The sequence below is a fragment of the Streptomyces echinatus genome (genome assembly GCF_014203595.1).
Classification (GTDB): Bacteria; Actinomycetota; Actinomycetes; order Streptomycetales; family Streptomycetaceae; genus Streptomyces; species Streptomyces echinatus.
Genome location: NZ_JACHJK010000006.1, coordinates 456411 through 471581, shown reverse-complemented (window position 1 = coordinate 471581; position 15171 = coordinate 456411). Strand labels below are relative to the sequence as shown.

Sequence of the window (15171 nt, the reverse complement as noted above, 5' to 3'; positions counted from 1 at the left end):
GCGGCGGGCCCCCGGGACCGGCCGAACCAGCGGCAGACACCCGGACCAGCCGGAACCGCCGGCGGGCACCCGGACCAGACCGAACCGGCACCGTGGACCAGGCCGAACCGGCGGCAGGCACCCGGACCGGCGGCGGGCAACCGGACCAGACCGAACCGGCGGCGGGCAGCACGTCGGAGGCCGGGCCGGGATCGGGACCGGCATCCGGTGCCGACGGCGGGCCGCGGCTCAGCCGTCGTCGGTGCGGCGCGCCGTACGGCCGGATATCTGGACCCGGTCGACCCTGCCGGTGGCCGGATCTCGGTGGAACCGCCCCCCGGGCTCCGGGCGGCCGGTGGCCGGATCGAGCAGATCGCACGAGAGGTCGGCGTAGCAGACCAGCGGGAGGGGCAGGTCCCCGTCCACGGAGAGGGCCGGCGCGCCGTCCGGTCCGGGCGCGACGCGGTAGGTCGTGGTGCCGTTGCGATAGGTGCCCTCGCAGTCGGGCAGGGCGACGGGACGGCCCCGGTCGGTGGCCTGCGCCCCGGTGGGGACCCGTATGCCGGTGAGCCGGGCCAGCTCGTCGGCGAGGTCGCGCCAGAGCGCGGTGGCGCCCCCGGCGTTGCCCGTGAACGCCACGACCACCCCGCTCTCCGGCTCGGTCCGCAGATGGCAGGACGTGCCCTGGGCGTTGCCGTCGTGTCCGCACCACACGCGGCCGTCCCGCTGGTAGAGGGCGAGCCCGGAGCCCCAGCCGTCGGCCAGCGCACCCGGCCGGGCGGCGGTCTCGGGGCGGCGCATCTCCTTGGCGACGGCGGGCGGCAGCAGGTCCGAGCGGCCGATCAGCGCGTTGCCGAACGCGGCCAGGTCCAGGGCGCTCGCGAGCAGGGCGCCGGCCGGCGCCTCCAGCGGCGCCAGGTTCTGCCGGGCCGGACGGGCGTGCCCGGTGGCGGTGTTGACGGCGTGCCCGGCGGCCACCGGCCGGGTGGGGGCGGCGTCGCCGATGAACGTCCCCTGCACACCGAGGGGTTCGAGGAGCAGCGCCCGGACCGCCTCGGGCCACGGCATGCCGGTGACCGTCTCCACCAGCCGTCCGGCGGCGACGTAACCGGCGTTGGAGTAGGAGAAGTCGGTGCCGGGCGTGAACAGCAGGTCACGGCCGGTGCAGACGGCCGTGAGGTAGCGTGCGGCGGTGGTCGAGGCGGCGGTGTCCGAGTCGGGCCCGGTGGGCAGCCCGCCGGTGTGGCTGAGCAGTTGACGTATCGTCACCTGTGGTGTCCCGCGCAGCTCCGGGAGGTGACCGGCGGCGGGTTCGTCCAGGTCGAGGTCGCCGTCGTCGGCCAGGAGCATGACGAGGGCGGCGGTGTAGGGCTTCGTGAGCGAGCCGAGCGGGACCGCCGTCCGGGCGGTGACGGGGCTGCCGGTCGCGACGTCGGCGGTACCGGTGTGCACGGAGACGACGTCCGTGCCGGTGTCGAGGACCAGTTGGGCGCCGGGCACCCGGTGGTTCCGGGCGAGGGTGTCGAGACGGTCCTGGAGTTCTTGGCCTAACAGGGACGGCGTCCGGGCAGCGGCCGGAGCGGTGGGCATGGTGTACGGCATGAGAAGGGGACTCCCGTTGGGTGGGTCTCATGTGCGGGTGTACCGGTCCGGCCCGTGAACGAGCGGTGTCGAGGCCGGCCGGGGGCGCTGTGCGCGCTCGGGCTACGGTCTGCGGACCTCGACGGGCAGATGCCGTACGCCGATGATGACGGCCGGGTTCTGGTAGGCGATGTCCTCGTAGGAGGGGATCGCCAGGATGCGGAATCGTTCTTGCAACATCCGCAGGGCGATCCGTGCCTCCAGCCGTGCCAGCGGCGCGCCGAAGCAGAAATGGATGCCGTGCCCGAAGGTCAGATGGGGATTGGGAGTCCGGGCGATGTCGAGGACGTCCGGTGCGGCGAAGCGGGCGGGATCGCGGTTGGCGGCGCCCAGGTGAGCCATCAGCAGGGCGTCCGCCGGCAGCTCGTGACCGCCGAGGGTCACGGGCCGGGTCACGCGGCGGCCCAGTTCCGGGAAGGGCGGCAGCCAGCGCAGCACCTCTTCGACGGCGGCCGGTATGCGTGCGGGGTCGGAGCGCAGCGCGGCGTCCGTGCCGGGGTGCCGGTCGAAGGTGACCACCGCGTTGCCGAGCAGCGCGGTCGTGGTGATGTGCCCGGCGACCAGCAGCAGGGCCACGAAGCCGACCATCTCCTGGTCGGCGAGCCGGACGCCGTCCACCTCGGCGGCGATGAGTCTGCTCGTGAGGTCGTCGCCGGGGTCGGCCCGGCGGGCACGGATGTGCTCCAGCATGTAGCTGTTCATCTCACGCACCGTGGGGGCGATGGCTTCCAGCGCCCGTTCCAGGTCGGCCATGTCGGGCGCCTCGCCGAGCTGGTCGCCGCCGAACAGGACGCTCGCCCACTCCTGGAAGAGCCGGTGCTCCTCGGCGGGGATGCCGAGCAGTTCGGCGATGACGATGATCGGCAGCGGATAGGCCAGCGCGTCGACCAGGTCGAAGCGGTCGCGGTCGGCGACGGCGTCCAGCAGCCGGGCGCAGACGGCCTCGATGCGGGGGCCGAGCCCGTGCACGACCCGCGGGGTGAACGCCTGGCTCACCAGGGTGCGCAGTTTGCGGTGCTCCGGCGGGTCCATGCCGACGAAGTTGCCCTGGGTGAAGGTCTCGAAGTCGGACTGGGTGGGCGCGAGGGCGGAGAGGTCCGAGGAGTACGTCGCCGGGTCGGCGAGCACGGTGGCGACGGTCTCGTGGTCCAGCACCTGCCAGACCCCCTGTTTGTCGTCGTACCGCACCGGCCCGGCGTCGTGTAAGCCCCGCCAGCGGTCCGGTAACTCGTCCAGGAGGGGCCGTGAGCCCGTCGATTGTCTGCTGATCACCTTGTCTCCTTGCTAGCGCGTGCGGGCACCGAGGAGTCGCGCACACAGCGGGATGTCAGGGCGGGGCCGGCTGGGGCCGCGGGCGGTCCCGGGCACGGCCGTGCCCCTACCGGGGACATGCGGACAGGGAAAGCACCTGATCCGCGTGGCCTCACTCGTGCGCGGCGGGACGGTCGGCCGCGGTCGGTCTTTCGCCGGTCAGCCGCCGGCGGTCTGTCGCCGGTACGGGCCGGAGGCCCTCAACACGTGCGGTGCAGAACGCGGAGTCCGCGCGGCCGGCCACGGCCCCGCAGCGAGCCCAGTCGTGTGGCGCGCCAACCCGGCATAACCCATCCCCCTCGGCGATACCTCCCGCGCGGCGACCGCGCGGGTCCCTCCCGGCTCGTGCAACGGACAACGGGGTACGCAGCCCCCGCCGCTCGAAACGAGGTGTGAGAATACGCAGTCGCATGCCGTACCGCCCCACGATTGGCATGATGCGTACCTCGGGACACCTTCGTTTCGATGGAACTCGGCCACAGTCTTCATGGCGAGTCACACGCAAGCAACCCCCTGAAGTTGAACGGAGAGTACTCGCCCGGTGCTTTTGCGTCACCATCCGGCCACTTCGTCACGTCACTCGCGCGCATGGCGCCGCGGCCGGATCGTCGCACCCGCGTGTGCCCCGGCGCCCCACCCGTAAACCGGGCACGCGGGAAAAAGATGCCGCCGGGGCACCGGCCGGAATGTCCTCGGCACCGGACCGCACGGATCCGGCGCTCCGCCCCGCCGCTCGACCGGTGGTCGGGACCTCCCCTGATCTGGGGCGATGATCCGGCCGGCGGACCTGTCGCGGCCGCCGCCCGGAACCACGGCGCGACACGCCGTCGGCCGGCCGGGGCACGCCGACGACACGCCCGGCCACCCCGCCCGCCGCCACCCCGACACGCGGCCGCTCCGGGGTCCGGGAATCGACGTCTCATTCTCCTGCGTATGAAATCGGCCATCCTGGCGCGACGGGGGCGCACATGAGGCACCTGCACACCACCCGTGCTTCTCCTCCCGCGCGGCCGGGCGCCCCGGCATCCGTCGCAGGAGGGCGTGCGCCGCCCGGAGCCGTCCGCCGCACGAAGCCATCCGCCGCACGGGTGCATCAGCGGAATTCCACGAGCGCTCGCCGTGCGCGGGGCGCCGCCCCGAGAGAGTCTTGTGGCCGGGATGCCACGCGCGGCCGTACGAGGAGGTGGTCGGCGTGTCGGACGGGCCGGGGCCGAAACCGGCACCGGCGGCCCACGGGGCACCGGCCGCCCAGCCGGTGCTGTCGCTCGCGCTGGTCTCGCTGATGCACGCGGTGGGTGCGCACTCCGGCGCGGTCTATCTGCTCAGACCGGACGAACCGGTACTGGAGATGGCGGTGCACGCGGGCATGCCGCGGGCGTTCGCGGCGCCGTGGGAGCGGCTCGGGCTGAGCGCGTCCCTGCCGGTGGCGGATGCGGTGCGTGAACGGCGGCTGGTGTGGGTGGGCGGCGAGGAGGAGATGGCCCGCCGCTATCCGCGGATCGCGGTGGTGCTGCCGTACCCGTTCGCGCTGGCCGCGGTGCCCGTGGCGACGGAGCGGCAGGTGTACGGCGCGGTGTTCGTGACCTGGCCCGGTGCGCATCCGCCGGAGCTGTCCGACGGCGAGCGGGACCATCTGTGGGCGGCCTGCGAACGGCTGGCACTGCGGCTGGAGCGGTCCCGGCGGACGAGTCCGCCGCCCGGCCGGGAGCACGACGTGCTGTCGACGCCCGTGTCGGGGGTGGCGGACACACTGGGCTCCATCGAGGCGGCGCGGATGGTGTCCCGGCTGCCGTACGGACTGGTGTCACTGGATCTGCACGGCCGGATCAACTTCGCCAACACGGCCGCCGCCGACCTGCTCGGCAGGCCGCCCGCGGAGCTGCTGGGCATGCTGCTCTGGGCGGCGGTGCCCTGGCTGAACGACCCGATGTACGAGGACCGTTACCGGGCCGCGCTGCTCAGCCAGGAGGTGGCCTCGTTCGTGGCGCTGCGCCCGCCCGGCGACTGGCTGTCGTTCCGGATGTATCCGAGCACCACCGGCCTGAGCGTACGCATCAGCCGGGCCCGGGCGGTGGCGGAGATGGCGCGCGATGCCCCGCGGACGGGTCCGGGCCCGTCCCGGCTGGTGACGATCTCCCAGGTGCTGAGCCTGGCCGCCGCGCTGACCGAGGCGGTGGGGGTGCAGGACGTGGTGCAGCTGGTCTGGGACGAGGTGGCCCCGGCCGTCGGCAGCCAGGCGCTGGCGGTCCTCGGCACTCAGGGCGGGCGGCTGCATGTGCTCGGGCACCGCGGATACCCGGATCCGCACACCGTGGAACGGTTCGACGGGCTCCCGCTGGCCGAGCGCACACCGGGCACACAGGTGCTCGGTACCGGCGTGCCGGCGTTCTTCGGCTCCCGGCAGGAGCTGCAACGGCTGTATCCGGGCCGGCACGAGACCCCGGACGGTTTCGCGGCCTGGGCGTACCTGCCGCTGATCGCGTCCGGCCGGCCGGTGGGCACCTGTGTGCTGGCCTACGCCGACCCGCATGTCTTCCCCGCCGACGAGCGGGCGGTGCTGACCTCGCTCGGCGGGCTGATCGCGCAGGCCCTGGAGCGGGCCCTGCTCTACGACGCCAAGCACCGCCTGGCGCAGGGCCTGCAACAGGCTCTGCTGCCGCACTCGCTGACGCCGCCGGCCGGTATCGAGGCGGCGGCCCGCTATCTGCCGGCGACGCACGGCATGGAGATCGGCGGCGACTTCTACGACCTGGTGCCGACCCGGCCGCTCGCGGCGGCGGTGATCGGCGACGTCCAGGGACACAACGTCACGGCGGCCGGTTTGATGGGACAGATCCGCACCGGGGTCCGCGCGTTCACCGCGGTGGGGCAGGCGCCGCACGAGGTGATGAGCAGTACCAACCGGCTGCTGATCGATCTCGGTGCCGATCTGTTCGCCAGCTGTCTGTATCTGCGCCTCGACCCGGCGCACGGCCGGGCCGTCATGGCGCGGGCGGGGCATCCGCCGCCGCTGCTGCGCCGGCCGGACGGCCAGGTGCGGGTGCTGGACCTGGCGGGGGGCCCGCTCCTCGGGATCGACGCCGGGGCCGTGTATCCGACGACCGAGGTGGCCCTGACCCCCGGTTCGGTGCTCGTCCTGTACACCGACGGCCTGGTGGAGACCCCTGGCGTCGACATCGAGGACGCGCTGGTGGGCCTCGGCGAGCTGCTCACGGACATCGGTGACCAGCCGCTGGAGAGCCTGGCGGACGAGGTGGTCCGCAACAGTGCGGCGGCGCGGCAGCGGGTGGACGACGTGGCGGTGCTGCTGCTGCGGGCCCGCGACGACGGCTGACCCGCACGGCCGTGGTCCGGCCCTCCCGTCGGAGGGCCGGACCATTCCCCGCCGGCCGGACCGAGGGGGGAAGGCCGGCGGGGAGTACGGGGTGGCGGTCCGTCAGCGACCGCCGGGGGGACCGCTCAGCGGGTCCCGGTGAGGGACGACGAGCCGTCGTGCGCCGTGCCGCTGCCGGACTGGTCGCCCGCCGAGCCGGCCGGGTCGGACGGAGCGGCGCCGCCGCCGATCTGGTCACCGCCGGCACCGGCCTGGTCGCCCGCGCCCGCGTGACCGCCGTCGCCGGCCTGGTCACCGGCACCGGCCTGACCGCCGTCGGCCGCCTGGCCACCGGCACCGGCCTGGCCACCGTCGGCCGCCTGGCCACCGGCACCCGCCTGGTCACCGTCGGCCGCCTGGTCACCGGCACCCGCCTGACCGCCGTCGGCCGCCTGACCGCCGCCGTTGCCGCCCTCGCCTGCGCCGTTGCCGCCGTCGCCGAGGGTCGCGCCGGTGGCCTGCAGGGCGGTGGTGACCGGCTGGAAGAAGGTCTCGCCGCCGCTGGTGCAGTCGCCGCTGCCACCGGAGGTGAGGCCGAGGGCGTTGCCGTCCTGGGTGAACAGGGAGCCGCCGCTGTCGCCCGGTTCGGCGCAGACGTTCGTCTGGATCAGGCCGGTGACGGTGTCCACGCCGCCCGGGTCGGTCTCGCTCTGGAAGTTGACGGTGGCGTCCAGGCCGGTGACCTGGCCGTCGTGCAGCCCGGTGGTGGACCCCATCCGGAACACGGTCGCGCCGACGGTGGCGTCCGCGGCCTGCTTGATCTGCACGGTCTGGCCGTTGCCGACGTTGACCTCGCTGGGCGCCTGGGTGCCCGCGTCGTTGTACTTGACGAGGGAGAAGTCGCCCTGGCCCGGGAACGTGGCCTGGTCGACGGTGGCGATGGGCTGGCCGGTCGCGGAGTCGGACCAGTCCTTGGCGGCGACCCCGCAGTGACCGGCCGTCAGGAAGGCGGGGCTGCCGTCGGAGGCGGTCACGTTGAACCCGAGGGAGCAGCGGACGTTGCCTCCTTGCGTCTGGGAGAAGATGGCGTCGCCGCCGGAGACGAACGTCTTGAAGGCGCCGGAGGACTTCTTCAGGGTGGCCGTGCCGGAGCCTAGGCCCTGCACGGTGGACTCGAGCTTGTCCCACTTGGCGCCGGTGACGGTGGAGTCGGCGGTGACGATGACCTTGTTGGTGCGCGGGTCGACGGCCCAGGAGGTCCCGGGGATGGTCGCCTTGGTCTTCAGCGTCCGGGCGGCGGCCTTGAGTTCGGCGGTGCTGTTCTCCACCTGGCGGACGACGGCGCCCGCCTGCTTCGCCTGGACGATGACGTTGTCGTCGCCGCTGACCACGTTGACGACGAGCTGCTGCTTGCCGCTGTCGTAGTAGGAGCCGGCGAAGGCGTCACCGAGGATCTTCTGCAGCTGGGCGGCGAGGTCCGAGGCGTCCCCGGCCTTCAGGGTCCTGGCGTCCGCCGTGCCGCCCGCGGTCGCGTTGTCCTTGTCCTGCGAGGCGTTGGCGTTCGGCAGCAGAAGAGCCGCCGCTCCGAGTGCCGCGACACCGCCCACCGCTATGGCCGCCTTGCGCTTGGGCATTCGCTTGTGACTCAACCTTCTCGACCTCCTGGGGACGGGGGTCTGCCGCTCATGGGCAGTTCGTGTCTGGGGGGTTGGTATCGGGGCGCCTGGATGGCCGTACGTACGCACCCGCCGCGTGGTGTGTTCAATTCCGCTTCCCGGCGGCGGTACGGGCGCGGTGAATCGGCCATGCCGCGCGTGTCGCGGCGGGCGGGCGGGAACAATCCCCCATATGACGATGACCTCCGCCGAAGCCGACAAGATCCTCTCCGCCAACTTCGCCCCCTGGGTGCTCGATCTGGGGCTGACCGTGGAGACGGTGGGCGAGGACCGGGCCGTGCTGCGTCTGCCCTGGTCGGAGCGGCTGGCCCGGGAGGGCGGCGGGCTGTCGGGGCAGGCGCTGATGGCGGCGGCGGACACGGCGACGGTGATCGCGGTCTCGGCCGCCCGGGGCGGGTTCGTGCCGATGACGACGGTCCAGCAGTCGACCTCGTTCCAGCGGGCGGTGGCCGGTGCGGATGTCCTGATCGAAGCGGTCCTGACGAAGCTGGGCCGGAGGATGGCGTTCGCGGATGTCACGTTGAGCGATGCCGGCTCGGGGGCGCTCGCCGCCCGGGCGAGCACGGTCTATGCGATTCTGGGCTGACACGTTCAGCTACCGATCGGTAACGGTCAGTCTCGAACGCGAAGCGGAATCCCACCTTCAGGGAATCTGCACATCCACTGCCCAGTGACGTCACCGCCATCCGGGGATCTGCACATCCGCGCGCCCCCTGACAGGCCATTGGCGAGGAGTGCCGGATTCGCTCCGCGGCCGACAAGGCACCCGGTGCGACGATGCCGCGCGGCATGTGAAGGAGTCGCCGACATGCCGTGCGCACGCCTGCACGGATGAGTCCCTTCGTGAGCCAAGTGCCCAGGTGAGAGGCCTGATTGATTGGAAGCGCGCCCCTCGTGCGTGCTTTGATCCATCGCACCGCAGGGGTTCGGCGGGCCTACCGGAGACGGAAGGTCCGACGCCCTCGGTCGGCGGCCGTCCGTCTGTCCCCAGAGGGGGCCGCTCTCCCCCTTGTGAAATATCCATACGAAGGGAAGTTCCACCATGAACTCCACCCCCCAGGTCGAGACCGTCGAGATCTCGGACGCCGAGCTGGACGGCGTGTCCGGCGGTCTGTCCGTGAACACCCTCAACAGCACCCTGGGCACCCTGAACCAGGTCGCCCCGGGCGTGACCGGTCTGGTGAACACGGTCGTCGGCACCGTCGAGGGTGTCTCCGGCCTGAACACCGCCCCGGTCAACGGCCTGGTCGCCGGTCTCTGACCGCACCTCGGTGTCACCGAAGTCCCGGAGCCGTTCCTCGGCTCCGGGACTCTCGGGTGCTCTGAAACACATGTGACTCCCCAACACATGTGCCTCTGATACACATGCGTCTCTCCCACAGGTGAGGGAAGTTCCGTGCAGTTCCGCCAACAGGCCCTCGCCAAGCTCCAGTCACCGGAGGAGCTGGACCTACCGGTGCGGCTCGCCCGTCCCCAGGGCTGGCTCGCGCTCGGTGTCACCGTCGTCGTCATGGCCGCCGCCTCCGTGTGGGCGGTGACCGGCTCCGTCGCCTCCACGGTCGGCGCGCCGGCCGTCCTCACCCACGCACAGGGCAGTTACCTGTTGCAGAGCCCGGTGTCCGGGCAGGTGACGGCCGTCCTGGCCCGGCAGGGCGAACGACTGCCGGCGAACGCGCCGGTCCTCAAGGTCCGTACGCCACAGGGCGATTCCGTGGTCCGTACCGTCGCCGCCGGCCGGGTGACCACGCTCGCCGCCGACATCGGCCAGATCATCCGCACCGGCACCACGGTGGCCGCGGTCGAGAAGGTCGCCCATGCCTCCGACCCGCTGTACGCGACCGTGTACGTGCCCGCCGAGAACGCCGCCGCCATCCCGGCGCACGCCACGGTCGACCTGACCGTGTCCTCCGTGCCGACGGAGCGGTTCGGCGTCCTGCGCGGCGAGGTGAAGTCGGTGGACCGCACCGCGCAGTCCGCCCAGTCGATCGCCGCGTTCCTCGGCGACAGCCAGCTCGGCGAGCAGTTCACCCGTAAGGGCCGCCCGGTGGCCGTCCTGGTGGAGCTCGGGAAGTCGTCGTCCACGAAGAGCGGTTACCGGTGGTCCACCGCCGGCGGGCCGCCGTTCCGGCTCGACTCCATGACCCTCGCCACCGGCTCCGTCCGGCTCGCCGACCAGCACCCCGTCGATTGGCTGCTCCCGTGACCACCGCCCAGGAAACCCGAGGCCGCAGACGGGCGGCACCCCCGAAGCGGCCGGCCCCCAAGTCCCGTACCGGCACGGTCCGCACACCCACCGTGCTGCAGATGGAGGCCGTCGAGTGCGGCGCCGCCTCCCTCGCGATGGTCCTCGGCCACTACGGCCGGCACGTCCCGCTGGAGGAGCTGCGCATCGCCTGCGGTGTCTCCCGTGACGGCTCCCGCGCTTCCAACCTGCTGAAGGCGGCCCGAGGTTACGGTCTGACGGCCAAGGGCATGCAGATGGACCTGGCCGCCCTCGCCGAGGTGCGGGCACCGGCCATCCTCTTCTGGGAGTTCAACCACTACGTCGTCTACGACGGGATCGGCCGCCGCTTCGGCCGGCGCGGGGTGTACGTCAACGACCCCGCCAAGGGCCGCCGTTTCGTCCCCATGGACGAGTTCGACGGCAGCTTCACCGGTGTCGTGCTCGTGCTGGAGCCCGGCGAGGGCTTCACCAAGGGCGGCCGCCGGCCCGGCGTGCTCGGCGCGATGCCGGCGCGGCTGCGCGGAACCGCGGGCACCCTGCCCGCCGCCGTACTGGCCAGCCTGCTGCTGGTCGCCGTCGGCGCGGCCGTGCCCGCGCTCAGCCGCACCTACATCGACATGTTCCTCATCGGCGGACAGACCTCGCTGCTGGGCGTGCTGTTCACCTCGATGGCCGCCTGTGTGCTGCTCACGCTGGTGCTGACCTGGCTCCAGCAGGCCAATCTGCTGCACGGGCGGATCATCTCCTCCACCCTCTCCAGCGCCCGCTTCCTGCGCCATCTGCTGCGGCTGCCGGTCACGTTCTTCGGCCAGCGCTCCCCCGCCGACCTGGTGCAGCGCCTGCAGTCCAACGACCAGGTCGCCGAGACCCTGGCCCGCGATCTCGCGGCGGCCGGCGTGGACGCGATCGTGGTCGTCCTGTACGCGGTCCTGCTCTACACCTACGACCCGCAGCTGACGGTCGTCGGCATCGCCGTGGCCCTGCTGAACGTGGTGGCCATGCGGCTCGTCGTACGGCTGCGCGCGACCCGGACGGCGAAGCTGCGCGCGGACACCGCCCGGCTCACCAACACCTCGTACACCGGTCTTCAGCTGATCGAGACGATGAAGGCGACCGGCGGCGAGGACGGCTACTTCCGCAAGTGGGCCGGCCAGCACGCCACCACACTGGAGGAGCAGCAGCGGCTCGGCGTGCCGAGCGCCTGGCTCGGCGTGGTGGCGCCGACGCTCGCCACCGTCAACAGCGCGCTCATCCTGTGGATCGGCGGACTGCGCGCGGTCGAGGGGCACATCTCGGTGGGGCTGCTGGTCGCGTTCCAGGCGCTGGTCACCCGCTTCACCGCGCCGCTGACCCGGCTCAACGGCGTGGCGGGCCGCATCCAGGACTTCGCGGCCGACGTGGCCCGGCTGAAGGACGTGGAGAACTTCCGCGCCGACCCGCTCTACGCCCGGCCCGGCGACGGCGACTCGACCCGCCGGCTGCACGGGCACGTCGAGCTGGAGAACATCACCTTCGGCTACAGCCCGCTCGACCAGCCGCTGCTCACCGGCTTCGACCTGACCGTCGGCCCGGGACAGCAGGTGGCGCTGGTCGGCGGCTCGGGCAGCGGCAAGTCCACGGTGTCCCGGCTCATCTCCGGCCTGTACACCCCGTGGGACGGGGTGATCCGCATCGACGGCCGGCGGCTGGAGGACATCCCGCGCGGCGCGCTCGCCGCGTCCGTCTCCTTCGTCGACCAGGACGTCTTCCTGTTCGAGGGGTCGGTCCGCGACAACGTGGCCCTGTGGGACCCGTCGATCCCCGACGAGGCGGTGGTCGAGGCGCTGCGGGACGCGGCCCTGTACGACGTGGTGGCGCGCCGGCCCGGCGGCATCCACAGCGGGGTCGAGCAGGACGGCCGGAACTTCTCCGGCGGGCAGCGCCAGCGGCTGGAGATCGCCCGGGCGCTGGTGCGCCGGCCGAGCATCCTCGTGCTGGACGAGGTGACGAGCGCGCTGGACGCGGAGACCGAGCTGGTCGTGATGGACAACCTGCGGCGGCGCGGGTGCGCCTGTGTGGTGATCGCGCACCGGCTGAGCACGGTCCGCGACAGCGACGAGATCGTCGTCCTGGAGCACGGCACGGTCGTGGAGCGCGGACGGCACGAGGAGCTGGTGGCGCGCGGCGGCGCGTACGCGACGCTGGTCCGGGAGCGGTGAGATGACGACTGTTCAGGAGGGGTACGGAGGCGACCTCGTCCTCGGCGCGCTCGGCTCCCTGGGCACCCGGCTGGACTGCGCCGGCCTGGGCCGCCTGGAGCTGGAGGGCCCGCAGGTGCTGTGGCTGGTCACGTCCGGCGCCCTGGACCTGTTCGCGGTGGACGCCGCCCAGCAGGGCCACTGGCACCACCTCGGCCGGCTGGAGCCCGGCGCGCTGCTGCTCGGCCCGGTGGCCGGACCCCAGCACACCCTGGTGGCGCGCCCGGTCCGGGACTGCGTGGTGCACCGCGTCAGCCTGCGCGAGCTGTACCAGCCGGCCCAGACGCAGACCTGGTCGTACGACGAGTACGGCAACCCCCAGTACGTGCCGCCCGCCACCAGCCCCCTGGAGTACGCGGTCGCGCTCGGTGTCGGGCGGGGCCTGTCCGTGCTGTTCCAGGCCCCGATGGGCGAGGAGCGCCCCGCCACGCCGACCGACGACGACGTGTTCTGGATGCAGGTGCCGCCGGGCAGTGTGCAGTACGGCTCGCTGTACGGCGCGGAGGCCGCCGCCGATCTGCTGATGGACCCGGCGCTGTGGCAGAGCATGGTGGACCAGCAGTACCGGCTGCTCACCGCCCTGGACCGGTGGATCGAGCAGCTGGAGCGCGCCCACGAGACGCGTACGGCCGCCGGGATCAAGGCCGGTGAGGCGGTACGCGCGCAGGCCGACCAGACCCTCCTGGCCTCCATCGGCAAGCGCTCGGCCCGCCGTACCACGGCGGCCGACGCGGACGCCTCGTACGCGGCCTGCAAGCTGGTCGCGGAGGCGGCCGGGATCACGTTGGCCGAGCCCGCGCAGAGCGGCACCGGGAGCGACCGGCTGGATCCGGTCGAGCGGGTGGCGCTGGCCTCCCGGGTGCGCACCCGGTCCGTCCGGCTGGACGGGCGCTGGTGGCGGGAGGACGTGGGCCCGCTGGTCGGGCACCGGGCGCTGTCCGGGGCGCCGGTCGCGCTGCTGTGGCGGCGCGGCGGCTATGTGGCCGTACAGCCCGCGACCGGCCGTGAGACACCGGTCGAGAAGGCGAACGCGGAGGAGTTCGAGCCGCGCGCGGTGATGTTCTACCGGCCGCTGCCCGACAAGCGGCTGTCACCGCTCGGACTGCTGCGGTTCAGCCTGCGCGGCACCCGGGCCGACCTGCTGAACCTGCTGCTCGCGGGCCTGGTGACGGTGGGGATCGGCGCGCTGGTGCCGATCGCCACCGGCAAGGTGCTCGGCGAGTACGTGCCCCGGGCGCAGCAGGGCCTGATCGTGCAGGTGTGCCTGGCGGTGATGGTCAGCGGGGTGGTCGCGGCGGCGTTCACCCTGCTGGAGAACCTGTCGATCCTGCGGCTGGAGGGCCGTATCGAGGCCGCGCTGCAACCGGCCGTGTGGGACAGGCTGCTGCGCCTGCCCACCCGGTTCTTCACCCAGCGCTCGACCGGCGAGCTGGCCAGTGCGGCGATGGGCATCAGCGCGGTCCGCCGGGTGCTGGCGGGCGTCGGCCCGGTGGTCGCCCAGTCGGTGACCGTCGGCGCGATGAACCTGGGGCTGCTGCTCTGGTACAGCGTGCCGATGGCGCTCGCGGCGATCGGCATGCTCGTGGTGATCGCGGCGGTGTTCGGGGCGCTCGGACTGTGGCAGGTGCGCTGGCAGCGGCGGCTGGTGGTGCTCGGCAACAAGCTGAACAACCAGGCGTTCCAGACCCTGCGCGGGCTGCCCAAACTGCGGGTGGCGGCGGCCGAGAACTACGCGTACGCGGCCTGGGCGCGGGAGTTCGCCCGCAGCCGGGAGCTGCAGCAGCGGGCCGGGCGGATCAAGAACGTCACCACGGTCCTCGGCGCGGTCTATCTGCCGGTGTGCACCCTGCTGATGTTCATGCTGCTGGCGGGCCCGGCCAGGGGCGCGATGTCGGCGGCGGACTTCCTCACCTTCAACACGTCGGTGACCATGGTGCTGACCTCGGTCACCCAGCTGACCGGCGCGTTCGTGTCGGCGGTGGCGGCGCTGCCGCTGTTCGAGGAGATCAAGCCGGTGCTGGAGGCCACGCCCGAGGTGCGCACGGGGAGCACCCGCCCCGGTCCGCTGTCGGGTGCCGTGGAGGCCCGGCGGCTCTCCTTCCGGTACGCCGACGACGGCCCGCTGGTCCTGGACGACGTGTCCTTCGCCGCCCGGCCGGGCGAGTTCGTGGCGGTCGTCGGCCCCAGCGGCTGCGGCAAGTCCACGCTGTTGCGGCTGCTCATCGGCTTCGACCGGCCGGTCTCGGGCAGTGTCCTGTACGACGGCCAGGACCTCGGGGCGCTCGACCAGTCGGCGGTGCGCCGCCAGTGCGGCGTGGTCCTGCAGCACGCGCAGCCGTTCACCGGCTCGATCCTGGACGTCATCTGCGGCACCGAACCGTACACGCCGGAGGAGGCGATGGCGGCGGCGGAGCTGGCGGGGCTCGCGGAGGACATCAGGCGGATGCCGATGGGGCTGCACACGATCGTGGCCGGCAACGGCGCGATCTCCGGCGGTCAGCGGCAGCGCCTGATGATCGCCCAGGCCCTCATCCGGCGGCCGCGCATCCTCTTCTTCGACGAGGCGACCAGCGCCCTGGACAACGACACCCAGCGCATCGTCATCGACAGCACCCGCAAGCTGAACGCCACCCGGATCGTCATCGCCCACCGGCTGTCGACCGTCCTGGACGCCGACCGGGTGATCGTGATGGAGGACGGCAAGGTCGTCCAGCAGGGCGCCCCGGCCGAACTCCTCGCGGACACCGGGGGCCGCCTGCACGAACTGGTGCGCCGGCAGCTGGCCTAAGG

The 15171-nt window shown here is 72.9% G+C and carries 9 protein-coding genes; 6 read left to right on the top strand and 3 right to left on the bottom strand.

From position 1 onward, the window contains the following. Positions 1-228: 228 nt before the first annotated feature. Both FHS34_RS19715 and FHS34_RS19710 read right to left on the bottom strand, forming a co-directional pair. Positions 229-1581, bottom strand: a complete 1353-nt coding sequence (locus tag FHS34_RS19715; RefSeq protein ID WP_184967118.1) for a serine hydrolase domain-containing protein — start codon at positions 1579-1581, stop codon at positions 229-231. 102 nt (positions 1582-1683) lie between these two features. Continuing rightward, the gene (locus tag FHS34_RS19710) at positions 1684-2892 is read right to left on the bottom strand and encodes a cytochrome P450 (RefSeq protein ID WP_184967116.1); all 1209 of its coding nucleotides are present in this window, start codon (positions 2890-2892) and stop codon (positions 1684-1686) included. Positions 2893-4114: 1222 nt separating this feature from the next. On the opposite strand from FHS34_RS19710, the gene FHS34_RS19705 reads away from it, so the two are divergent. Further along, the gene (locus FHS34_RS19705; RefSeq protein ID WP_184967114.1) at positions 4115-6265 is read left to right on the top strand and encodes a SpoIIE family protein phosphatase; all 2151 of its coding nucleotides are present in this window, start codon (positions 4115-4117) and stop codon (positions 6263-6265) included. Between the two features lie 125 nt (positions 6266-6390). Here the strand turns inward: FHS34_RS19705 and FHS34_RS19700 are convergent, their stop codons facing one another. Further along, positions 6391-7878, bottom strand: coding sequence for a S1 family peptidase (locus FHS34_RS19700; RefSeq protein WP_184967242.1), 1488 nt, complete (start codon positions 7876-7878; stop codon positions 6391-6393). A gap of 214 nt (positions 7879-8092) precedes the next feature. On the opposite strand from FHS34_RS19700, the gene FHS34_RS19695 reads away from it, so the two are divergent. From FHS34_RS19695 to FHS34_RS19675, 5 genes are all read left to right on the top strand, one after another. Then, a complete protein-coding gene (locus tag FHS34_RS19695; RefSeq protein WP_184967112.1) occupies positions 8093-8506 on the top strand; it encodes a PaaI family thioesterase in 414 nt (137 codons plus the stop codon). Positions 8507-8962: 456 nt separating this feature from the next. Continuing rightward, positions 8963-9181, top strand: a complete 219-nt coding sequence (locus FHS34_RS19690) for a type A2 lantipeptide (RefSeq protein WP_184967110.1) — start codon at positions 8963-8965, stop codon at positions 9179-9181. A gap of 135 nt (positions 9182-9316) precedes the next feature. Continuing rightward, complete coding sequence (locus tag FHS34_RS19685) at positions 9317-10123, top strand: HlyD family efflux transporter periplasmic adaptor subunit (RefSeq protein WP_184967108.1); 807 nt, start codon at positions 9317-9319, stop codon at positions 10121-10123. Further along, positions 10120-12342, top strand: coding sequence for an NHLP family bacteriocin export ABC transporter peptidase/permease/ATPase subunit (locus FHS34_RS19680; protein WP_184967106.1), 2223 nt, complete (start codon positions 10120-10122; stop codon positions 12340-12342). The genes FHS34_RS19685 and FHS34_RS19680 overlap by 4 nt, the downstream gene beginning before the upstream one ends. A 1-nt stretch (position 12343) precedes the next feature. Further along, the gene (locus tag FHS34_RS19675; protein WP_184967104.1) at positions 12344-15169 is read left to right on the top strand and encodes an NHLP bacteriocin export ABC transporter permease/ATPase subunit; all 2826 of its coding nucleotides are present in this window, start codon (positions 12344-12346) and stop codon (positions 15167-15169) included. Positions 15170-15171 lie beyond the last annotated feature (2 nt).